The following is a 20,872-nucleotide window of genomic DNA, read 5'->3' on the forward strand; positions in this document are numbered from 1 at the left end:
CAATTAATTCGATTTTCCAATCTCTTTTCCATTTCTTGAATTGTCTTTCTCTTTTCTCGGCTTCACTATCATTTTCAAACTCTTCAAAATAAACCAGTTTATCACAATTGTATTTTGCGGGAAAAGATCTTGTCCGAATTTTTAATTTATGTTCTTTTACTCTTTCTTCAATATAATCAGTAACACCAATATAAATAACACCGTTAGGCTTATTTGTCATTATATAGACATACCAAAGTTTCATCCAATCGATTAAGAGGCCTCTTTTTTCAAAGAGGCTCGGTTCCTTTTCTTTTCAGCATGTGCCATGGCAGCATCACGAACCCATTCGCCTTCTTCCCATGCACCAACTCGAGCTTTCATTCGCTCCTTATTACAAGGTCCATGACCTTTAACAACTTGCCAAAACTCATCCCAATCGATTTCGCCAAAATCGTAGCTACCACGTTCTTCATTCCATTTTAAATCTGGATCTGGAATTGTTAAGCCGATGAGTTCTGCCTGTGGAACAGTTTGATCAATAAATTGTTGACGCAAGTCGTCATTAGATTTACGTTTCAATTTCCATTTCATAGATTGTTCAGTATGAATAGATTCTGCATCTGTAGGTCCTAACATCATTAAACTAGGCCACCACCAGCGGTTTAAAGCATCTTGAGCCAAATCTTTTTGCTCGAGAGTTCCGTGGGCCAATTTCATCATGATTTCATATCCTTGACGTTGGTGAAAACTTTCTTCTTTACACACACGAACCATTGCTCTTGCATAAGGCCCGTAAGATGTGTTACATAATGGCACCTGATTAATAATGGCGGCACCATCTACTAACCAACCAATTGCTCCCATATCTGCCCAAGTAATAGTTGGGTAGTTGAAAATACTTGAGTATTTCGCTTTTCCAGAATGTAGTTGATCGTACAACTCGTTTCTTGATACACCTAAAGTTTCACAGGCACTGTATAAGTATAATCCATGTCCTGCTTCATCTTGTATTTTTGCTAATAGAGCAACCTTGCGTCTTAACGAAGGCGCTCTAGTAATCCAGTTACCTTCTGGAAGCATACCTACAACTTCCGAATGTGCATGCTGAGACATTTGCCTAATATGCGTTTTACGGTACTTTTCTGGCATCCAATCTTTAGGTTCAATTTTTTCATCACGTGCAATACGTGCTTCAAACTGATCCTCTAAATTTTTTATTTGTTCTTCACTCATTATTTTTAGGTATATAATTCTAATTATTAGGCGTTTATATCCAGAATAACAATATTAAATTAATCAAGCCTTCTCAGGCTTGATTTTAATCTCATCTCATTGTGAAATTTAATTTTAGAAATTTCAAATTGAGTTATTCCATCATTCCAAATTGCTTTACCATTTTTTATTATTGGATTACCTAAATCTGTAATATAACTCTGAACTTTATTTTGCAAAAGCTGAGTTTTATTGTAAACAAAAATCATTTCTTTTATTTTATTATTATCATCAAAAATTAGTTGTATAGTTTCTGAACCGCCAAAAACTTCTTCTTTTAAAAAGATTACACTAGGTCTAATAATGCTAATTTTATTGATATGCTTCTCAAAATTATCACCTAATCTAATTTGACCGTATTCTTTGTTCAGTTTAATGTAAGTGAAAATTTTAGTATGTGTTACATTTTTTTTAATAGCACATGACTGGATAAAAAGAAATAAAAAAGTATATAAAATAAGTTTACTAGTTTTCATGATTTTTTTTACATATAACTACAAGATTCATGAAACCTTGTAGGGTAATTTCATACATCAAAATCGACAACAACCTTTTCGGCAGTTGGCACTGATTGACAGCTCAATACCAAGTTTTGTGATACCTCTTTATCGTCTAAAGCGTAGTTAATTTTCATTTCTACAGCACCTTCAACAACTTTACATTTACAAGTGCTGCAAACACCTCCTTTACAGGCAAACGGTAAATCTGCGCCAGCTCCTAAAGCGGCATCTAATATATTATCGTATTCCTTTGTCATGGTAAACAAGAATTCTTTTCCACCATCCACTATAGTAACCTCAACACCTTCTACATTTTGCTGAGCTAATCGCTCTGCTCGTTTGATATCTTCTTCAGATAGTCCTGTTACGAATAGCTCGAAATGAATAAGCTCTTTTGGTAAGCCTGCATTAACTAAATATTCACTTACATAGTTTACCATTTTTTCCGGTCCGCAAAGAAACACTTCACTTGTATCTGGGATATCGATAAATGTTTTTGTTAGAACTTTCATTTTTTCGTCATCAAATCGTCCATTAAACAACTCTATATCTCTACGCTCTTTAGTTAAGAAATAATAAATTTCTAACCTTCCAAAGTATTTATTTCTAAGCTGTTCTAGCTCTTCTTTAAAGATAATTGATTTTGCTGTTTTATTAACATAGAATAGCTTGCAAGTAGAATTTGGTTCCGCTTTAAGATGTGTTTTTATCATAGAAAGTACTGGCGTAATACCACTTCCTGCAGCAAAAAATAAATAGTTTTTTGACTCTTCAGGTTTTACCTCAACACCAAATGTTCCGCTTGGCGCCATAACTTCTAATTCATCTCCAGTCTTTAAACTTTCATTTATATAAGTCGAAAATTTTCCTCCTGGAATTTGCTTTACAGCAACTTTCCATTGATTTTCTATAGGACTAGAACATAACGAATATGAGCGACGTACATCTTCACCTTTGATATCTGCTTTTAAAGTTAAATGTTGCCCTTGTCTAAACTTGAATGCTTCGTGCAATTCTGAAGGAATTTCAAAAGCAACTACTGAAGTGTCTTCTGTCTCCTTATAAATATCTGCAACTTTTATATTATGAAATTTAGCCATACCTATTCTTAACTAGTTAACTAACGTTTGTTAGTCTGTTTGACAAAGTTATAAAATATAATCTAAACTATTTGTTAATTCCTTTGATGAGGATTTGATATAAAGTATTTGATAATTCTTGTAAGTTTAGATCTTCCTTCTTTGGTATCCAAATGTAAAGTGATCTTAGTGTAGTTAATATTGAAAACATCATTACATCTGGTTTTGCATCTACTATTTCATTAGATTCTATGCCTTCTTTAAGAATCGACTTAAAATCATTTTCATACGCGATGCGTAATTTTTGATAGTAGTCTAGTTGTACTTCTAGATGCATCCAATCATTATTTAAGGATGCCATACCATATATATTTTGGCTAGAAATTTTAACGTGAAGTTCAATAATTTTCTTAAGCTTTTCGATACATGAAGAATCCCTAGAACGAATTAATCCCATGCCTTTGGTAAATTCTTCTGCCAAAGAAATAATAATTCCATCTAAAATATCTTGCTTAGAATTGATATGATTATAAAGACTAGCAGCTTTAATCCCCATTTCTCTAGCCAAATCCCTCATTGTAACAGCACTATAGCCTTTTTCTTTAAATAGCTTAGCTGCAACTCTAACGATTTCTTCTTTACGTGTTTCTTGTTTCATCCTACTAGACTTTTCTTCAAGAAAGAGAACTTATGCCTTAATGCTTTGAATTCGATTGATAATTTGTAAATTTAAACAAAAAGAAACTATGGGATTTTTAGACTTTATTTTTGGCGCAAAAAAACGCCAGATTAAAGATTATGTTAATAATGGCGCTATTATTTTAGATGTTAGAACGCAACGCGAATGGGATAGTGGTCACATTGATAACTCGGTTCATATTCCTTTGAATGAATTGAATAATCGTGTTGATGAAGTTAAAAAAATAAACAAACCAATTGTAGCTTGTTGCGCAAGTGGAATACGATCTGCAAAAGCAACCAAGTTTTTAAATCTTAAAAATATTGACACCATTAATGGTGGTGGTTGGGTAAATTTAAAAAGTAAACTATAACTTCAGTGATTGTAAAACTTCTAAAGATTCTACTGGTTTTTGATAATATTCTAACTTCCAACCCAAAGTATTTGTAAGTATATAGAATTTTGAAAGTTCGCTTATTAATCGATTCTGCGCATTTGATTTTAAATCTGAATCTTCAATTTTTTTTATGAGTGATGTATTTACGATATCTTTAATTTCGTTGTAATCTTTTGCTTCAAATTGATTTAGAAAGTCTGATTGAATATCATAATATTCAAAATCAGGGCTAATTTTTATTTCTTCTTTTGGGATAGTTATAATCTGTAATGTTTTGTTTACCTCATCAATTTTATATTCAATTTTACTTAAATCGTAACCAATGGTAACATTTGCATTTACAATAACTATAGCTCGCTTTTTCGCTTCTAACAAATCACCAAAAATTGCTTTAGAGTTTTTATAAGTGAATACTTCGCTAAAATGACCTTCGGTAACGATCAGTTTACCTACATTTTTAATCTGCTCTTGGATTAAAGCTGTGTTTTCCTTAAGCACAATTTTATCATCCTTTTTGTCACCACAATACTTAAAGGTGAATAAGACAATTAATGTAATAACGACACCGAATAGTATTTTTCGCATAGGCTAATTTAATAAAAATACCCTTGAATATATAGAAAATTAATATCTTTAAGCATGGCTTACGATGAACACCTTGGAGATAGAATCCGCCAAATTATGCAATCTAAGAACGTTCCATTTTACGATAAGAAAATGATGGGAGGTTTAGTTTTTATGGTAAACGATAAAATGTGTTGCGGCATACATATCGATAAAAAATTTGGCGATAGCTTGCTAATGACTAAGATTGGAGTTAATGCTTACAAACAAGAGATCGAAAAAGAAGAGTGCTTACCCATGGACTTTACAGGACGACCAATGAAAGGCTACATTTTTGTAACTCCACAAGGTTTTGATATGGATATTGACCTTGAGTACTGGATTGATAAAGCTGTTGATTTTAATAAAATCCTCACCAAATGAAACATAAAGGACACATAGATATTAATCAATCTTTAGACAAAGTTGCAGAACTCTTTGCAGATCCAAATAATTTAAAGGAATACCAAGATGGGTTTATTAGAAAAGTTCATGTTAGTGGAGAAAGAGGAAAAACCGGAGCTATTTCTAAAATGTATTATAAACACGGTAAAAGCGAAATGGAGTTAACCGAAACCATTACAAAAAACGAATTGCCACATTTATTTGAAGCCCGTTATTACCACATCCACATGGATAATACCATGAAATGTAATTTTATAGCACTTAGCGACAATGAAACACGATACGAATACGAATACGAGTACACTCGCATTAATTGGGTAATTCCAAGACTTATGGCCATTCTGTTTCCGAGTATGTATAAAAAACCTGCTGAAAAATGGTTGAGACAGTTTAAAACCTTTGCAGAAAAGTAATAAAACACATTTCAATAACTGTATCTCTCATTCATTAATAATAGTATTAAAGTATATTAACTTCTGTAAATAAGATTATGTTCATTAGTACCATTAAAGCAAAGCTAGTTTTATTTGTTACAAAATAAACTTCTTAAAATTTCATTAATTATCGTAAATTAAAAATCTAAAAACCAACCTTTATGAAATCATTATATTCTATTTTATTGAGTACAACTTTAGCTCTTATTTTTTTGCTCTCGTGCTCTAATCCTAAAAAGGAATTTGCAACAATGCTCATTTATGGTGGCACTATTTATACTGTAGATTCTACTGCAACGACTGTTGAAGCAGTAGCTACTAAAGATAATAGTATTCTATTTGCAGGAACGCTCGCTGAAGCCGAAGCATATAAAAACGAACAAACAGAACTCATCGATTTAAAAGGCAAAACAATGACACCTGGTTTAATTGAAGGTCATGGTCACTTTATGGGATTAGGATATAACAAATTAACCCTTGATTTAATGAATACAACAAGTTACCAAGCTATTGTAGATGCCGTTGCAGAACGTGTTAAAACGACAAAGCCTGGTGAATGGATTACAGGAAGAGGTTGGCACCAAAGTAAATGGGATAGCATGCCAGCAGAGACGGTTCATGGTTTTCAAACACATCATTTATTGAGTGAAATATCACCAGATAATCCTGTCTATCTAGGGCATGCTAGTGGTCATGCAGGTTTTGCCAATGCTAAAGCGATGGAAATAGCAGGTTTAAATAGAATAGCTAAGGACGGAATTAAAAAGTATGAATTAGAAGGTGGCGAAGTCCTTGTGGATGCACTTGGTAGACCAACAGGCGTTTTCAATGAACGTGCTCAAGGTTTAATTCGGCAACATATTCCTGAAAGAACACCCGAAACAGATATACAAGCCTTTGAGCTTGCTGTTGAAGCCTGTCAGGAAAATGGTATTACAAGTTTTCATGATGCAGGTATTGGTAGAAAAAGGATTGCATTTTATGAAAAAATGAAGTTGGAAGGTAAAATGAACACACGTATCTATGCAATGCTTACAGGATGGGATGAAGACTTACTTAATGAATGGTTTGAAAAAGGTCCTATGGTTGATCCTAATTATCTTTTAACTATTCGCTCAGTAAAATTAAATTGCGATGGCGCATTAGGATCTCGAGGAGCATGGCTTTTAGAACCTTATTCAGATAGACCAGATCATTTTGGACATGAAACGCTTCCTATGGATTTTGTAAAAAAAACAGCATTAAATGGACTTCAACATGGATTTCAAGTTTGTGCTCATGCTATTGGTGATCGTGCCAATAGAGAAATTCTAGACCGCTACGAAATGGCCTTTAAAGAATTACCTAAATTAGCATTAGACCATCGCTTTAGAATAGAACACGCACAACATTTACACCCAGACGATATTCCTCGTTTTTCAGAATTACAGGTAATTCCTGCGATGCAAGCCATACATATGTCTTCAGACAGACCTTGGGCCATTGATCGCTTAGGTAAAAAGCGCATTAAAGAAGGTGCTTATATGTGGCAAGCTTTATTGCAAAGTGGAGTTCCTATTGTTAATGGCACTGACGTACCTGTTGAACCCTTAAATCCGATAGCAAGTTTCTATGCTAGTGTGAGTAGAAAAACATTAAAAGGCTTACCTGAAGGAGGCTATGAACCAGAACAAAAAATGACCAGAGCACAAGCCTTAAAATCTTACACTTTAGATGCGGCTTATGGTGCTTTTGAAGAGGATATTAAAGGCTCAATAACTATTGGGAAGTTGGCTGACTTTACGATTTACGATCAAGATTTAATGACCGTTGATGAAGATAAGGTTCTTAGCACTAAGGTGGTTATGACCATTTTTGATGGTAAGGTAGTCTATACGATGAAATAATATAATCTGTTAAGTTTTACCAGTAATTATAATGGATATTAAAATTCGAAAATTGCAACCCGACGAATCAAATTCTTATCGAGAATTACGTTTGCAATGCTTGAAAAATTATCCGATGCATTTCACTTCTAATTATCTTGATGAGCAAGCAAAGGAGAAGCTGTTTTTTCAAACTAATATAGAACAATCCAACCCAAACAATTTTGTTATTGGAGCATTTCTTAAAAATACTTTAGTTGGTATTTCTGGTTTTAATCGTTATGATAGAACTAAAATAGAACACAAAGGCAGAATAATTCAGGCGTATGTGAATCCAGATTATCAAGGACAGCAAATTGGTTTTAATCTCATAAAATCGACTATAGATGAAGCCTTTAAAATAAATGACATAGAGCAAATAGAAATTGATGTTATCACAAGCAATACAAATGCAGAAAAGCTATACAAGAAAATAGGTTTTACTGAATATGGAATTCAAAAGAATTTTATGAAAGTGAATGATGCCTATTATGATCATAAAATGATGATGCTATTTAAAAATCAATATAAAACATAAGCTACGAAAACAACACCTAAACATAATGAGCGAGTTGCAAATATGAAATTTTCTTCGGTTTATCTTCATTATATCACAAAAGTTGAGAAGAAAGGTAGAACAATAGAAGAATTGCATCAAGTGATTGAGTGGCTATCGTGTAGAAGACATTGAAAATCCTTTAGCGCAACAGACAAGATATTTAGACAAACTAATAGATGAATTAGCAAAAGGCCGAAAGATGGTAAAAATATCACGAGATAAATAGAACAACAGAAAGATACACTCAAAGAATTAGAAAACCATCTACAGTGAAAAAATATAAATCATTTCAATATCTAAAGAGCGCTTTTTTCATAAACTACAACTTGTTTTTAACAAGATTTTGATGGCTTGTTTTACACACTATTTTTTTGCAATACATCGAAAGTTAGAGCATCTTAGCTTAAAAAAGTGCAACACAGCCTAGTTTTATACTTACCAATCCATTTACTTATACATTTACACTTGTAAACACGCCATTTAGTGTTTGCATTGTTTCCCAAAACAAAAACCTACTTATAATGAAAAAATCACTCGCAATCGCTTGCATGCTATTAGGTATGTTAGTATCTGGTCAAAAATCCATCTTACTACAAAATATTAACGTTAGAGCTAACGAATTAAAACATGGCTTAAATAAATCTGGTGACAGCCTCATTCTTGAAGGCAAACGCATTATAAATAAAGTTGAAATTTTCAATAACAACTTTGAAAAAACCTTCATAGTAGAAAACCATAACGCCAAAATACCCTTAAACAATATACCAATTGGTCGATTTGTAACGGAAGTTAAAGTAGATGACAAACTTATTATCATCACTTTGTTACGTAATGAATCGTTTGAGAAACTACCCGAAGTAAGTACTGAGAAAGAGTATGCACAAAATAAAAATGCTCTAGCATCGCAAAACGAAGCCAGTGGTACTACTTTATCTATTTCTAATTCTGAAGGAAAACTTAATAAACAACTTATTAAATCTGTAAGGTTTTATTGGATTGTATATAAAATTAATAAGGGTCATAGCTCTAGTAAGATTATGAAAATAGGAGATCGAAAATCGGTTACTAAAATGATTCGACAAAACAAAATTGACCTTAAAACTAAATCAGGAAAATATAATGAATTAACTATTTGGGAAGTCTATGACACATCAAAGTTTATGAGGTACAAAAGACAAAACCCAGATTATGCAAATGCCAAAGAAGTAGATTGTTTTAATACCGTTCCTTTCTTTCAATCACAGACAGAAGATTAAAACTTATAATTTATTATTTCTTCAACTCTAATTTCTCAGCAAAATAATCGCAAAAATCTTTCATGGTTGCGGTCATTTTTTCGTCTTGGGTAGCACGTAAAAAGGTATCACTCATAGTTACTAGAGTTTGGTGAAAAAAGAGTTTCATCTCATCTACTGGCATATCCTTTGTCCATAAATCAATCTTTAGTGTTTCTTGCGCTTTGTTATCCCAAACAGATAACATAAAAGCTTTAGCCTCTTCATTATCAACACCTCCATCTTGCGCAGACCAATTGAGTTTCTCTGGTACACGATTTTCATCGAGTTCTACGTTTAATTCTATTTTAGATTTTATAATCTTAGACATTACTTTTTGGGTTTAAATTTTGATTTTATAAAAATTTCTTCAGGCTCCGTCTGCATAATTGTCATAACATCTTTACCTGTATTTTCGGCATACGCTTTTACAATCTGCCAACCAATATACTGTCCTAAACGCCCTGGTGATTCGTTATCAAATTCGAGATAAAACTTAGAAAAAGGTGCATCTGCAATGAAACGATTTGGTAATTTATTGTCTGAACTGTATAATAATTCTTTCTCTATAAAATAACTCCAAATTGGACTTTCATTGGCTTCAGCCCATTTAATTTGCACTTCAGAATAGCCTATTTTTTCAGCATTAGTTTTAAACGGAATCATTATATCTTTGAAGTAAAGCAACTTACCGAAGTAAATCATTTCATCTAACAAACTTTTTCTGTTTGTTTGAAACGCGTATTTCTTCGCATAACCCTCAGCCAAATCCACAACAATTTGCTCCTTTTTAAAGTTTTTTGCCAAATACGAAGGAATATTACCATTTACATAAAACGTATGGTTTTCTCCCAAATAATTATCTAATGCTATCAAAGTTATACTGTCTGTAACAATGATTTTATCTCTGTACTGAACATTGTTGGTTAAAGTGATCACTCTAGGTACTGAAAATACTTTATCATAGTACTTAATATGCTGATACATACTTACCATTTCTTCTTTTATATCTTTAAAATCTTTGAAGGCCTTATTAACCTCTTGCAAAATTTCATTCTGTAAAGTATCATTTAGCTTATTCACCCAAATTGAATCTGGTGTATATTTAGAAAACAAAAAAGGATAAGCATCTTTTAGCTGTGGTAAATCCTTTGGTGTTGCCTTTAAGGAAGCTGTATCAAAACGCTCTATTATAAAATTAGTTTCAATCTTGGCAATCTCACTTTCGAGTTTAGAATCACTATCACAAGACGCAAAAACCAATCCTAATATTAAAAATATGTAATTTCTTTTTGGCATTTGGTAAAACATTTTTAATCCTAACACGATTGCGTTATTTTTGTTGTGCAAAGGTACACTTCTTTACATTAAATTTTAAATATTATGCAAACAGAAAAGGTTGTAAACCATATCGTAGATTGGTTAAAAGATTATGCCACAAATGCAAGAGTTAATGGTTTTGTTATTGGTATTTCTGGCGGAATTGATTCTGCCGTAACCTCTACGTTATGTGCAAAAACAGGCTTAGACCTTTTGTGTATAGAAATGCCAATTCACCAAGCAGCTAGTCATGTTACAAGAGCACAAGAGCATATAGCTCAATTAAAGAAGCGTTTTTCTAATGTGAGTGATACGCGTGCTGATTTAACTCCTGTTTTTGAAGAGTTTAAAACCGAGGTAAGCTTAGAAGGCAAACAAGCCGTAGTAGATATGGCTTTAGCAAATACTAGAGCTCGTTTACGTATGACCACTTTATATTATCACGCAGGTTTACTAGGTCTTTTAGTTGCAGGCACCGGAAACAAAGTTGAAGATTTTGGTGTCGGTTTTTATACTAAATATGGTGATGGTGGTGTAGATCTAAGTCCGATAGCGGATTTACTAAAATCTGAAGTATATAAAATTGCCGAATATCTTAAAGTGCCAAAATCTATTATGAAAGCTGCTCCAAGTGATGGCTTATTTGGCGACAATCGTAGTGATGAGGACCAAATCGGAGCCTCTTATTCTGAATTAGAATGGGCAATGCAAATGCTAGATGAAGGTAAAACTGCTGATGAATTTGAAGGCAGACAGCACGAAGTTTTCGAAATTTTTATGCGTTACAATAGGTCAAACAAACATAAGATGATTTCTATACCAATTTGCGAAATTCCTAATAATTTAAAATAATTATTGCGTTTTATCGAATAAATTAGTTAATCTGCCTAATTTTTGATTATTTTTGTTTAACAAACCTCTACTTTTAAACTTAACTTAGCATTTTGTTAAAGTAAAAATAACCCTAACCAAAACCAAAAATCAATTATCATGATACAAATTCTGATTGTTGACAATCATCCTATTGTAAGAACTGGACTTGAGTTGTTCTTAAATAGTAAACCAGATCTTAAAGTCGTAGGAAGTTTAAGTAGTGGAATTGAAATATTTGAATTTGTAAGACGTCACGACGTAGATGTTATTATATCTGAAGTTGACTTACCAGAACTTAACGGTATTACCGCACTTAGAGCCATTAAGAAAGAAAATAAAAACGTTAATGTCTTAATGTTTAGTCATCAGCCTGAAGAGATTTATGCTATTAGCACGCTCAAAGCTGGTGCTTCTGGATACTTAAATAAAACAGCGAGTATAGAAACTATTGAAGCTGCGGTAAGAAAAATTCATTCTGGAGAAGTATCACTTAGTGAAAAAATGGATAAACACCTGCGTTATGAAGATACACGCAAAAGCAGAAGCAGATTATTCAAAAAGCTTTCTACAAGAGAAGTTGAAGTTTTAAAACTACTCTCAATTGGCAGAAAGAATAAAGAGATTGCACAAGAATTAGATATAAACGAGAAAACTGTTAGCACTTATAAATCTAGACTTTTTAAGAAATTGAATGTGACTAATATTGTAGATTTAATTCACCAAGCGAAGCATCATAATTTAGCTTAACCAATTACTCTACCTAGCTTACGAGATAATAACATTTTAAGACCAACATAGTCTTTAACATCTTCTATGATTGAGCGAGAATCTGAATCTTCTTTTAAGGTTTCTTTTTTGTATTCTGCTACTTTTTGGTCTATTAAATGGCACCTTAAACTTAATATGGTTTGGCTTACCAATTGTGATACTGCGTGTTCCTTTTCTTTCGGAATAATTTGATTACGTTCCCAATCATGAAGATTGTATTTCTCATCTTCCATTAAAATACTTGTAACCATATTGGCAGCTTCCTGATCTAATTGATTAACGAAATTTTTAGTTGAAAAATTTTCGTCTTGATTAAGCTTATCAATAATTGAATAGTATAGTGTTTTAAACTGGTCATTTGTAAACTGCATCTCATCTTCCTGCAGGTCTAAATAAATTTTTTCAAATACACGGGCTTCTTGCTTCATAGGTTCTAAAATTAAATCACCAGAAACCTCATCTTCTTTTAATATTAAATCTTCAAATTGCTCCGTTCTATCTCCATAAAGCATTAAGATTTCTATGATTTTTCGTTCTAACTCATACTGAACATTGATTTTTTGTTTGGGTTGTTCAACATTTTTAACGACTTCAAAAACTTTTTGCTCTTGTTTGTGTTTCTTATTTGATTCCTGAAAGTCCTTTTTACTAATTTGTGCTAACGTACTAAATAATACATTTTCACTTATATCCATAATACGAGCACACTCTTGAATATAAATTTCGCGTTTTATCTGATCAGGAATTTTAGCAATACTATTTACAATTTCTCTAATGGTTTCAGCTTTTTTAATAGGATCGTTATTAGCTTCCTTAACTAACAAGTAAGCTTTAAACTGAATGAAATCCTTAGCATTTTCATTGAGGTATTCTGTAAGTTCTTCTATAGTATTTGATTTTGCAAAACTATCTGGATCTTCGCCATCTGGAAAGGTGCAAACCTTCACATTCATACCTTGCTCCAAGATTAAATCTATACCACGAATCGATGCTCTAATACCTGCATCATCACCATCAAAAAGTACAGTAATATTATTAGTAAGTCGATTTATTAAGCGGATTTGGTCTGGTGTTAAAGCCGTACCAGAAGAGGATACCACATTTTTAATTCCGGTTTGATGAAACTGAATTACATCTGTGTAACCTTCTACCAAATAACAATTATCTTCTTTAGCTATACTTTGCTTCGCATAATACAAACCATAAAGCACTTTGCTCTTATGATAGATTTCACTTTCTGGCGAATTAAGATATTTAGCCGCTTTCTTTTCATTAGTTAAAATACGTCCTCCATAGCCAAGGATACGACCACTCATACTATGAATAGGAAACATTACTCTGCCTTTAAATCTATCGAAGCGTTTTTCTCCTTTTACAATAGTAAGACCTGTAGCTGATAAAAAATCTATATTATAACCTTTTCCTAAAGCATCATCTGAGAAGGCTTGCCACTCATCTAAAGAATAGCCTAACTGAAACTTTTTAATTGTCTCTTCTGTAAAACCACGTTCTTTAAAATAGCTTAAGCCAATTGCTTTTCCTTGGTCTGTGTTATGTAATATTTTTTGAAAATAAGTATTTGCATATTCACTAACCAAGTATAAACTTTCTCTTGCATCTGCTTGCAATTTCTCCTCATCCGTTCGCTCGGTTTCTTCTATCTCAATGTTGTACTTTTTAGCTAAATACTTTATAGCTTCTGGATAGGTGAAATGCTCGTGCTCCATTAAAAAAGTAACTGCATTACCTCCTTTACCGCTAGAGAAATCTTTCCAAATTTGTTTCACAGGAGATACCATAAAACTAGGAGAACGCTCGTCGCTAAATGGGCTCAGTCCTTTAAAACTACTACCCGATTTTTTTAGTTGTACAAAATCACCAATCACCTCTTCTACGCGAGCGGTTTCAAATACTTGTGCTATGGTGTTTTGTGATATCATACAACTTCCTGCGAAGGCAGGAATCTTATTACTATTTTGAGTGAGTTTTTAAGTGTTTCCTAATTTCGTGGGAACTGAGTGTAAATTTAAGATAAACAATTTGTATTAAAAATTAATAACCCAAATTAACTTGACTTTCTCATTTGAAGTTTAGCGCCTGATATAAGTTATTAAAACAGACTCATTATCACAAAAGTTGTGAAACACATTGATCAAGTCAACAAAACTTAATGAATACCACCAAAAAAGGAGATATTTTAGAAAATAAAACACTTTAACCCAAAGTAAATATCTTAGAACTTGTGATTTTGATAAAAAGAAATTGGAATTAGCAAAAACATAGTTAACACTCCAAGAGAATTATTCATCCTTAGACACGAATTAGGTCATTATATTTTACTACAGGTAAAAACAGTTTAGAAAACCCTTTGCATCGGATTGAATGGCAGGCAATGCAAAGAAGCGATTTACCAAAAAGTAAGTTTATATTAAACGATGAAATTCAAACTCACAAAAAATTTCAAAGAATAGTATCTTATTTCTCAACACATTTTAAGGTATCTAAAACTAGTATCATTTATCGTCTTTAAGAATTTAAATTAATTAAGCTAGTTTCAAGAACTAAATCTATTGGAGAATTAATTAATGAATTTAGAACTGAATATTTCACATAAATACGTTAAACGAAACAAAAAAAGCCTCAATCTAAATAAAGATCAAGGCTTTTAATACTCAAAAATTGATTGGTTTAGTCCATATCAAAACGGACTCCGACTGAAATATTATTTTGATCAACTGTTTGGTTTTTAAACAATGGGTTGAGATCGTACTTTACATATAGTGCCATATCACCTAATGCTACATAGCCACTTACTCCATATACAAACTCACTTACTTCAAAACCTCCTCGTTGTTTGTCTTTTATTCTGTTACCATCTTCTTTGTACTTTAATTTTTGCATGCTACCTATGTTTAAACCAGCGTAACCACCTAAGCCAACTTTTAACTTATTGTGAGTGGAATATCTAAAGTAATTTTTCTTTTCAATTTTTTTAGAGGGTCCAAATTCTATATGCACAGGGAATACTAAATTTGTAGTTCTAAATTTTGCCTTGTTTAAGTCTGACGGAAACTCTTGAAGTGAAATATCACCATCAGTATTGACTAGATAATTATTGTCTTTTATATCAAATTTGTTCCATTGAAAAGAGAATCCATATTTTAATCTCCAAAAGTTAGTGTTATCGAAGATTCTTGTTTTCCAGGCGTAACCTAATTCTATAAAACCAGAGCCTCCTATTTTGTATGGTGAGTCATCAATATTTTGACCATCGATTAATGCGTTGTTAAATCCAATTGCAAATACTATATCTTCAGTTGTTCTTCTATCAAATCGTCTTGGCTTGTCGTCTGATTTATCACCCACAAAAATAAAGCTATCATTTGTATTCTCATCGCCACCAATTCTAATAATTACTCTATTTTCGTCATCTCTTCTATATTGATAAGCATCATAACCATTACGTCTTAACAATTCTATTTTCTGATCTATTATTTGGCGACGATTTTCTATGTTAAGCGCTGCTATTTTTGCTGCTTCTTTTTTTAAATTTTCAGCTTCTTCTGCAGTAATCTCTTTATTATCTAATCGCTTATTTATTTTAGAAATTTTTAATTTTAGAATCGCTTTTTCTTGCGTTTCAATTTTGGCTCTATCACTTTCTAATCCGATAATTTTAGAATCTATTTTTTCCTTTCTTGTAGAGTCTATTTCATTATTTTGTCCTTGTACTGTAGCAAATGTTAATGATAAGACTAAGTAAACTACTAATCTTGTAATTGTGTTCATAACTGTTCGTTTTTTGATGATTTATATTAATTTGATTTGATTCTTGTTTTAATTGTTGCGTTCTGCAACTGCCGTTTTTACGGTTTTATAACTCTCTGTTAAAGCTTCAAAAACTTTACTTCTAAAGGATTGTCCCATATCGTCTTCTACGCTCATTAAAAGGGCATTTGCATCTACTGTTTTAGATGTTTCCTTTTGTAGTTTTTCTTTAAAAAGGGCTTTACTTGCTGTTTTTAATAATGAATCTATTTCTTTATCCGTAACTGATATATTTTTAGATTTAATTTCTTTTAAAGCATCTGTGACTGCATTTTTCAGAGTCGCTTCGTTTAACAGATCCTGCACTTCTTTATTTAGTATCTCGTCTTCCTGCTTTTCGTTACTTTTTACATTGTCAGAGTTACTTCGTTCTGCAAGTAGAATTTCAGATTTAGACTCTTTTTGTGTTACTTTTTTATAATCTATAATTTGTGGTTTTTTGATGGTTGTAGAATTTTCTTTTTTCTCATCTTCACTATCTTCAAGTACTAACTCAATAGATTTAGTGTCTTTTAGTTTTGACTCTTTAGCTTCTATTTGCTCTTCTATTACTTTTTCTTTAACTAATTGAGGCATTATTTCTTCAGATTCATTTGAGCCAAAAAACTGTGCAGATATTGCAATCATAATTAATATACCAGCTGCAATACTCAACCACCAAAAGATTGGATTTTTAGAATTTTTATCGTCAGAAGCTAGACGCTCAGATAACTTTGACCAACCTTTTGATGAAGGTGACAGTGTTCGCTTTTCGAGCTTGTCTTTTAATTGTTCTTCAAATTTAATTGGTGCCATAACTGCTGTTATTTAATTCTTTAATTTTCTTCTGAAGCATTTGTCTTGCTTTAAACAATTGCGATTTAGATGTGCCTTCAGATACTTTTAATAATTCTGCAATTTCATAATGCTTATAACCTTCTATCGCATACATTACAAATACCATTTTGTAACCTTCTGGTAAACTGTCTATGAGTTGTTGTATCTCAGCAACTTCGATATTAGTTTTAATATTATTAGTATAATCGTGTTCTATATATTGATCTTCTGCTGCAAATTCTATATTCTTTTTTTGTCTTAAAAATGAAATTGCTTCCCTAACCATAATTCGCCTTACCCAACCTTCAAAACTGCCTTCATTCTTAAATGTTTTTAAGTACTTAAAGACTTTAAAAAATCCATTTAACAAAACCTCCTCTGCCTGTTGTACATCTTTAATATAGTATCTGCAGACACTTAGCATTTTGGGTGCATGCAACTCATACAATACATGCTGTGCTTCACGATTTTGTTTCGCGGCTCTCTGTATGAGTTTAGTTTCGTTATTATGAAGTTGGATAACTTTCATTGTATAATTTACGATTGCACTTCTATTAATAAAGACGCAATTTTACTACCAAGGGTTGTCTGGAAAGTGAGAATAATTCAAATTAATTTTTAATTATCTGAATATCAGTATTCTAATTTATTTTTTTCTATCAATAACGTAATCTACCATGAGTTTTAAAGAAGCTCTGTATGGAGATTCGGGATAGGTTTCTAATAATTCTAAGGCTTCTTTTTGAAATGCTTTCATTTTTGAAACTGCATAATCTAAGCCACCATTAGACTTTACAAATGTTATAACTTCCTTTACGCGTTTCTTATCCTTATTATGATTCTTCACAGAATTAATAATCCAAGATTTTTCTTTTTTTGTGCAATTATTAAGAACATGAATTAATGGCAATGTCATTTTTTGCTCTTTAATATCTATTCCTGTTGGTTTGCCTATCGCTTCTTCACCATAATCGAACAAGTCGTCCTTTAATTGAAATGCCATACCTATAAGTTCTCCAAACTTTCGCATGGTTTCAACATCTGGAGAATTTGATTTTACAGAGGCAGCACCTAAACTACAACAAGCAGCAATTAAGGTTGCTGTTTTTTGTCTTATAATTTCGTAATAAACAGCTTCTGTAATATCTAATTGTCTGGCCTTTTCTATCTGTAGTAATTCGCCTTCGCTCATTTCTCTTACTGCGACAGATATGATTTTTAGTAAATCGAAATCATTATTATCTATTGACAGCAATAAGCCTTTAGACAATAAGTAATCGCCTATAAGAACCGCAATTTTATTTTTCCAAAGTGCATTGACTGAAAAGAAGCTACGTCTTCGGTTACTATCGTCCACTACATCATCGTGAACTAGAGTTGCTGTGTGTATTAACTCAATAACTGAAGCTCCTCTATAGGTGCGTTCACTTACTTCACCATTATTCATCATTTTGGCTACCAAAAACACAAACATTGGTCGCATTTGTTTCCCTTTACGGTTAACGATATAATGTGTAATTCTATTAAGAAGTGCAACCTTACTAGCCATAGAGAGTTGAAACTTTTGCTCAAAAAGCTCCATCTCGTATGCAATGGGTTGTTTTATTTGTTCGGTAATCTTCATTTAAAGTTTAAAACTATTCAAAATTACGAATTCTATCCCCTTTTTATTCTTAAAATCGAAATTTTGAAGATTTAACTTTTCTTAATCTTATTTATTTGTAACTTTAGTGCAATTAATCCAAAAACTAAAACACATGAAAAAAATTACTTTATTATTTATTTTTTGTATTGCATTTGGCACTATGTCATATGCTCAATGTACAACAGACACAGGTGGACAATGGCCTGGTTCTGCAGTCGCGCTAGCTAATTCAGGTGCTGTTGAAACAATTGCTACAAACAATTGGCCTAATGCTGAATTTTCAATTATTGAAAATGTTTTACCTGGTTCTGATTACACTGTAGCAGGTACGCCTTCGCTTTATATAACTGTAACAAATACAGCTGATGATGCCGTTATTACTCATGGCGCAGGCTCTATTTCTTTTACTGCTCCTGCTGGAGTAACCGGTCTTACAATTTATTGGCACCTAGATGCCGCTTGTGCCACTCAAAATTCAGGAAATACTCTTACAACTATTCAATGTACTACTTGTGTATGTACTGCAACAGCTGCTCCTAATGCTGTATCAAATCCTACACCCACAAACGGTGCTCTTGACGTTGTTTTAGTTGGAGGAGGAACTGTTTTTGAATGGGATGAAAGTCTAACAGGTGAACCAGCAGAAAGTTTTACTATATCTATTGGTACAACGGCAGCAGCTGATGAAATTGGCTCTCTAACAAATGCTACAAGTGGCAATACAATCACCTTTGGTGGAGCTGATAATAACACTTATTTTTGGAAAATTGATGCAATAAATTGTTTTGGAACCACGACAAGTCCTGTATGGAGTTTTAGCACCATAGCTTGTCCTGAAACTGCAGCTCCAACTTGTCCTACAGTTATTGCACCAGTAGATGGTGAAATGTCAGCAACAACAACAGATGACGGTACCGGTACAGGTTCTGTTAATATTTCTTGGAATCCAATAGCTGGAGTTTCTTCTTACCAAATTACTTTTGATGGAAACGTATTAGGAAATACGGGTCTTACAAGTATCAATATTACTGGTCTAGCTCTTTCAACTGCCTATACTTGGTCAATCGAACCTATAAATTGTTTCGGGACTGCGACGGGTTGTACAACATGGTCATTTACAACTGGTGCAGCACTGTCCGTAGAAGAGAATACTTTAGAAACATTTAGTGTTTATCCTAATCCAACCTCAGATATTTTAAACATTAAAACAATAAAAGATATTGATAACGTTACAGTGTTTAACCTTCTAGGTCAAAGCGTTGCTAGTTTCAAAAAGAACGATATCATTGATTCATCAATTAATTTATCGGAGTTATCGAAAGGTCTTTATTTAGTAAAAATTTCGTCTGGAGATACAACTCAAACGATTAGAGTTACTAAAAATTAGTATCTAATTATTTATAATAAAAAAAGCGGCAATTGCCGCTTTTTTTATGTCTTAACTTTTAACTTTTGTTAGCAAGTTGTCCACAGGCGGCATCAATATCTTTACCTCGACTTCGTCTTACGGTCACTGTAATATTGTTAGCTTCTAGCACATTAACATACATATCTATAGCTTTAGAATTGGCTTGTTGAAACTCACCATCGTCAATAGGATTATATTCTATAATATTGACTTTACTTGGAGCGAATTTGCAAAATTCAACTAAGGCATCTACATCTTTTCTTTGGTCATTAATACCTTCCCAAACTACATACTCATAAGTAATTCTATTTTTTGTCTTTTCGTACCAATATATTAGAGCTTCGCGCAAATCTTTTAAAGGAAAGGTTGCGTTAAAAGGCATAATTGACGTTCTTACCTCATCTATCGCAGAGTGTAATGAAACAGCTAGTTTAAACTTTACCTCATCATCTGCCATTTTTTTTATCATCTTTGGCACGCCAGATGTAGAAACTACAATCCGTTTTGGTGACATCCCTAAACCTTCTGGTGATGTAATTTTGTCTATGGCTTTAAGTACGTTATTATAATTCATGAGTGGTTCACCCATTCCCATAAACACAATGTTACTTAAAGGTCTGTTATGATATAAGCGACTTTCGTTATCTATAGCGACAACTTGATCGTAAATTTCATCTGGATTAAGATTTCGCATTCGTTTTAATCTTGCCGTAGCGCAAAACTTGCAGTCTAAACTACAGCCAACCTGAGAAGACACACATGCTGTTGTACGCGTTGCAGTAGGAATTAAAACCGATTCTACAATTAAATCATCATGAAGTCTTACTGCGTTCTTTATAGTACCTTCAGAACTGCGCTGCATCTGATCTACTTTAATATGATTAATCACAAAATTATCTTGAAGCATCTGACGCGTTTCTAAAGACAGATTAGTCATATCTTCAAAACTGTGTGCAGACTTTTGCCACAACCATTCATAAACTTGATTTCCCCTAAAGGCTTTATCTCCTTGTTTTACAAAGAATTCTCGAAGTTGATCTTTGGTTAAGGCTCGTATGTCTTTTTTCTTAATTTCCATCTCCTGCAAATTTAGTTAAATTGTAGCGGTATGTATTACCCATAAAAA

The 20,872-nt window shown here is 32.6% G+C and carries 23 protein-coding genes and 1 pseudogene; 10 read left to right on the top strand and 14 right to left on the bottom strand.

Annotated elements, in window-relative coordinates:
• The 5 genes from AAC053_RS07770 to AAC053_RS07790 all read right to left on the bottom strand — a co-directional run.
• On the bottom strand, nt 1-244 hold a 244-nt coding region (locus tag AAC053_RS07770; protein ID WP_339754977.1), incomplete at its 3' end, for a GIY-YIG nuclease family protein.
• Between the two features lie 8 nt (nt 245-252).
• Nucleotides 253-1,215 carry a 1,2-phenylacetyl-CoA epoxidase subunit PaaA gene (gene paaA / locus AAC053_RS07775; RefSeq protein WP_339754980.1) on the bottom strand — a complete coding sequence of 321 codons (963 nt, stop codon included), beginning with the start codon at nt 1,213-1,215 and terminating at the stop codon, nt 253-255.
• Nucleotides 1,216-1,274: 59 nt separating this feature from the next.
• On the bottom strand, nt 1,275-1,730 hold the full coding sequence (locus AAC053_RS07780) for a hypothetical protein (RefSeq protein ID WP_339754983.1): 456 nt from the start codon (nt 1,728-1,730) through the stop codon (nt 1,275-1,277).
• Nucleotides 1,731-1,780: 50 nt separating this feature from the next.
• Nucleotides 1,781-2,854 carry an FAD-binding oxidoreductase gene (locus AAC053_RS07785; protein ID WP_339754987.1) on the bottom strand — a complete coding sequence of 358 codons (1,074 nt, stop codon included), beginning with the start codon at nt 2,852-2,854 and terminating at the stop codon, nt 1,781-1,783.
• Between the two features lie 67 nt (nt 2,855-2,921).
• Nucleotides 2,922-3,491, bottom strand: coding sequence for a TetR/AcrR family transcriptional regulator (locus AAC053_RS07790; RefSeq protein WP_339754990.1), 570 nt, complete (start codon nt 3,489-3,491; stop codon nt 2,922-2,924).
• Nucleotides 3,492-3,579: 88 nt separating this feature from the next.
• On the opposite strand from AAC053_RS07790, the gene AAC053_RS07795 reads away from it, so the two are divergent.
• On the top strand, nt 3,580-3,885 hold the full coding sequence (locus AAC053_RS07795) for a rhodanese-like domain-containing protein (RefSeq protein WP_339754993.1): 306 nt from the start codon (nt 3,580-3,582) through the stop codon (nt 3,883-3,885).
• Here the strand turns inward: AAC053_RS07795 and AAC053_RS07800 are convergent.
• Nucleotides 3,880-4,494, bottom strand: a complete 615-nt coding sequence (locus AAC053_RS07800; RefSeq protein WP_339754995.1) for a DUF4230 domain-containing protein — start codon at nt 4,492-4,494, stop codon at nt 3,880-3,882. The two genes, AAC053_RS07795 and AAC053_RS07800, sit on opposite strands and share 6 nt — an antisense overlap.
• 54 nt (nt 4,495-4,548) lie before the next feature.
• On the opposite strand from AAC053_RS07800, the gene AAC053_RS07805 reads away from it, so the two are divergent.
• The 6 genes and pseudogenes from AAC053_RS07805 to AAC053_RS07830 all read left to right on the top strand — a co-directional run bounded on the left by AAC053_RS07805 (nt 4,549) and on the right by AAC053_RS07830 (nt 9,070).
• Nucleotides 4,549-4,896, top strand: a complete 348-nt coding sequence (locus tag AAC053_RS07805) for a TfoX/Sxy family protein (RefSeq protein ID WP_339754998.1) — start codon at nt 4,549-4,551, stop codon at nt 4,894-4,896.
• A complete protein-coding gene (locus AAC053_RS07810) occupies nt 4,893-5,330 on the top strand; it encodes an SRPBCC family protein (RefSeq protein WP_339755001.1) in 438 nt (145 codons plus the stop codon). Before AAC053_RS07805 ends, AAC053_RS07810 begins: the two co-directional genes overlap by 4 nt.
• Before the next feature lie 182 nt (nt 5,331-5,512).
• Nucleotides 5,513-7,237, top strand: coding sequence for an amidohydrolase (locus AAC053_RS07815; protein WP_339755004.1), 1,725 nt, complete (start codon nt 5,513-5,515; stop codon nt 7,235-7,237).
• A gap of 31 nt (nt 7,238-7,268) precedes the next feature.
• Nucleotides 7,269-7,793, top strand: a complete 525-nt coding sequence (locus tag AAC053_RS07820; protein WP_339755006.1) for a GNAT family protein — start codon at nt 7,269-7,271, stop codon at nt 7,791-7,793.
• A gap of 42 nt (nt 7,794-7,835) precedes the next feature.
• Nucleotides 7,836-8,040 (top strand): annotated as a pseudogene (locus tag AAC053_RS07825) (DUF2200 family protein).
• Between the two features lie 295 nt (nt 8,041-8,335).
• Nucleotides 8,336-9,070, top strand: coding sequence for a hypothetical protein (locus tag AAC053_RS07830; RefSeq protein ID WP_339755010.1), 735 nt, complete (start codon nt 8,336-8,338; stop codon nt 9,068-9,070).
• 13 nt (nt 9,071-9,083) lie between these two features.
• Here the strand turns inward: AAC053_RS07830 and gldC are convergent, their stop codons facing one another.
• Both gldC and gldB read right to left on the bottom strand, forming a co-directional pair.
• Nucleotides 9,084-9,419, bottom strand: a complete 336-nt coding sequence (gene gldC / locus AAC053_RS07835; protein ID WP_339755011.1) for a gliding motility protein GldC — start codon at nt 9,417-9,419, stop codon at nt 9,084-9,086.
• Nucleotides 9,419-10,387 (bottom strand): gliding motility lipoprotein GldB, encoded by a 969-nt coding sequence (gene gldB, locus AAC053_RS07840; RefSeq protein WP_339755013.1) that lies wholly within the window; start codon nt 10,385-10,387, stop codon nt 9,419-9,421. The genes gldC and gldB overlap by 1 nt, the downstream gene beginning before the upstream one ends.
• Before the next feature lie 84 nt (nt 10,388-10,471).
• On the opposite strand from gldB, the gene nadE reads away from it, so the two are divergent.
• Nucleotides 10,472-11,260, top strand: a complete 789-nt coding sequence (nadE, locus tag AAC053_RS07845; RefSeq protein WP_339755014.1) for an NAD(+) synthase — start codon at nt 10,472-10,474, stop codon at nt 11,258-11,260.
• A 138-nt stretch (nt 11,261-11,398) separates the two neighbouring features.
• Nucleotides 11,399-12,028: a response regulator transcription factor gene (locus tag AAC053_RS07850; protein ID WP_339755017.1), complete on the top strand. Its 630-nt coding sequence runs from the start codon at nt 11,399-11,401 to the stop codon at nt 12,026-12,028.
• Here AAC053_RS07850 and dnaG read toward each other — a convergent pair.
• The 5 genes from dnaG to AAC053_RS07875 all read right to left on the bottom strand — a co-directional run bounded on the left by dnaG (nt 12,025) and on the right by AAC053_RS07875 (nt 18,317).
• Nucleotides 12,025-13,989: a DNA primase gene (gene dnaG, locus AAC053_RS07855; protein WP_339755019.1), complete on the bottom strand. Its 1,965-nt coding sequence runs from the start codon at nt 13,987-13,989 to the stop codon at nt 12,025-12,027. The genes AAC053_RS07850 and dnaG overlap by 4 nt on opposite strands.
• A 748-nt stretch (nt 13,990-14,737) precedes the next feature.
• The gene (locus tag AAC053_RS07860) at nt 14,738-15,838 is read right to left on the bottom strand and encodes a hypothetical protein (RefSeq protein ID WP_339755022.1); all 1,101 of its coding nucleotides are present in this window, start codon (nt 15,836-15,838) and stop codon (nt 14,738-14,740) included.
• A 48-nt stretch (nt 15,839-15,886) separates the two neighbouring features.
• Complete coding sequence (locus AAC053_RS07865; protein ID WP_339755024.1) at nt 15,887-16,672, bottom strand: hypothetical protein; 786 nt, start codon at nt 16,670-16,672, stop codon at nt 15,887-15,889.
• Entirely contained in the window at nt 16,659-17,222 is a 564-nt protein-coding gene (locus AAC053_RS07870) for an RNA polymerase sigma factor (RefSeq protein WP_339755026.1), read from the bottom strand. Before AAC053_RS07870 ends, AAC053_RS07865 begins: the two co-directional genes overlap by 14 nt.
• Before the next feature lie 117 nt (nt 17,223-17,339).
• Entirely contained in the window at nt 17,340-18,317 is a 978-nt protein-coding gene (locus AAC053_RS07875) for a polyprenyl synthetase family protein (protein ID WP_339755029.1), read from the bottom strand.
• 133 nt (nt 18,318-18,450) lie between these two features.
• Here AAC053_RS07875 and AAC053_RS07880 point away from each other — a divergent pair, with 133 nt between their 5' ends.
• A complete protein-coding gene (locus AAC053_RS07880) occupies nt 18,451-19,725 on the top strand; it encodes a T9SS type A sorting domain-containing protein (RefSeq protein WP_339755032.1) in 1,275 nt (424 codons plus the stop codon).
• 58 nt (nt 19,726-19,783) lie between these two features.
• Here AAC053_RS07880 and rlmN read toward each other — a convergent pair whose 3' ends face one another.
• A complete protein-coding gene (rlmN, locus tag AAC053_RS07885; protein WP_339755035.1) occupies nt 19,784-20,824 on the bottom strand; it encodes a 23S rRNA (adenine(2503)-C(2))-methyltransferase RlmN in 1,041 nt (346 codons plus the stop codon).
• Nucleotides 20,825-20,872 lie beyond the last annotated feature (48 nt).

This window comes from uncultured Winogradskyella sp. (assembly GCF_963975125.1).
In the GTDB taxonomy this organism is placed as follows: Bacteria; Bacteroidota; Bacteroidia; order Flavobacteriales; family Flavobacteriaceae; genus Winogradskyella.

What these genes read in the sequence shown, in the direction of transcription:
- paaA (WP_339754980.1), bottom strand. Translation starts at nt 1,215, where the DNA reads ATGAGTGAAGAACAAATAAAAAATTTAGAGGATCAGTTTGAAGCACGT.
- AAC053_RS07800 (WP_339754995.1), bottom strand. Translation starts at nt 4,494, where the DNA reads ATGCGAAAAATACTATTCGGTGTCGTTATTACATTAATTGTCTTATTC.
- AAC053_RS07780 (WP_339754983.1), bottom strand. Translation starts at nt 1,730, where the DNA reads ATGAAAACTAGTAAACTTATTTTATATACTTTTTTATTTCTTTTTATC.
- rlmN (WP_339755035.1), bottom strand. Translation starts at nt 20,824, where the DNA reads ATGGAAATTAAGAAAAAAGACATACGAGCCTTAACCAAAGATCAACTT.
- AAC053_RS07850 (WP_339755017.1), top strand. Translation starts at nt 11,399, where the DNA reads ATGATACAAATTCTGATTGTTGACAATCATCCTATTGTAAGAACTGGA.
- AAC053_RS07860 (WP_339755022.1), bottom strand. Translation starts at nt 15,838, where the DNA reads ATGAACACAATTACAAGATTAGTAGTTTACTTAGTCTTATCATTAACA.
- AAC053_RS07865 (WP_339755024.1), bottom strand. Translation starts at nt 16,672, where the DNA reads ATGGCACCAATTAAATTTGAAGAACAATTAAAAGACAAGCTCGAAAAG.
- AAC053_RS07810 (WP_339755001.1), top strand. Translation starts at nt 4,893, where the DNA reads ATGAAACATAAAGGACACATAGATATTAATCAATCTTTAGACAAAGTT.
- AAC053_RS07870 (WP_339755026.1), bottom strand. Translation starts at nt 17,222, where the DNA reads ATGAAAGTTATCCAACTTCATAATAACGAAACTAAACTCATACAGAGA.
- gldB (WP_339755013.1), bottom strand. Translation starts at nt 10,387, where the DNA reads ATGCCAAAAAGAAATTACATATTTTTAATATTAGGATTGGTTTTTGCG.
- AAC053_RS07795 (WP_339754993.1), top strand. Translation starts at nt 3,580, where the DNA reads ATGGGATTTTTAGACTTTATTTTTGGCGCAAAAAAACGCCAGATTAAA.
- dnaG (WP_339755019.1), bottom strand. Translation starts at nt 13,989, where the DNA reads ATGATATCACAAAACACCATAGCACAAGTATTTGAAACCGCTCGCGTA.
- AAC053_RS07875 (WP_339755029.1), bottom strand. Translation starts at nt 18,317, where the DNA reads ATGAAGATTACCGAACAAATAAAACAACCCATTGCATACGAGATGGAG.
- gldC (WP_339755011.1), bottom strand. Translation starts at nt 9,419, where the DNA reads ATGTCTAAGATTATAAAATCTAAAATAGAATTAAACGTAGAACTCGAT.
- AAC053_RS07805 (WP_339754998.1), top strand. Translation starts at nt 4,549, where the DNA reads ATGGCTTACGATGAACACCTTGGAGATAGAATCCGCCAAATTATGCAA.
- AAC053_RS07830 (WP_339755010.1), top strand. Translation starts at nt 8,336, where the DNA reads ATGAAAAAATCACTCGCAATCGCTTGCATGCTATTAGGTATGTTAGTA.
- nadE (WP_339755014.1), top strand. Translation starts at nt 10,472, where the DNA reads ATGCAAACAGAAAAGGTTGTAAACCATATCGTAGATTGGTTAAAAGAT.
- AAC053_RS07790 (WP_339754990.1), bottom strand. Translation starts at nt 3,491, where the DNA reads ATGAAACAAGAAACACGTAAAGAAGAAATCGTTAGAGTTGCAGCTAAG.
- AAC053_RS07820 (WP_339755006.1), top strand. Translation starts at nt 7,269, where the DNA reads ATGGATATTAAAATTCGAAAATTGCAACCCGACGAATCAAATTCTTAT.
- AAC053_RS07880 (WP_339755032.1), top strand. Translation starts at nt 18,451, where the DNA reads ATGAAAAAAATTACTTTATTATTTATTTTTTGTATTGCATTTGGCACT.
- AAC053_RS07785 (WP_339754987.1), bottom strand. Translation starts at nt 2,854, where the DNA reads ATGGCTAAATTTCATAATATAAAAGTTGCAGATATTTATAAGGAGACA.
- AAC053_RS07815 (WP_339755004.1), top strand. Translation starts at nt 5,513, where the DNA reads ATGAAATCATTATATTCTATTTTATTGAGTACAACTTTAGCTCTTATT.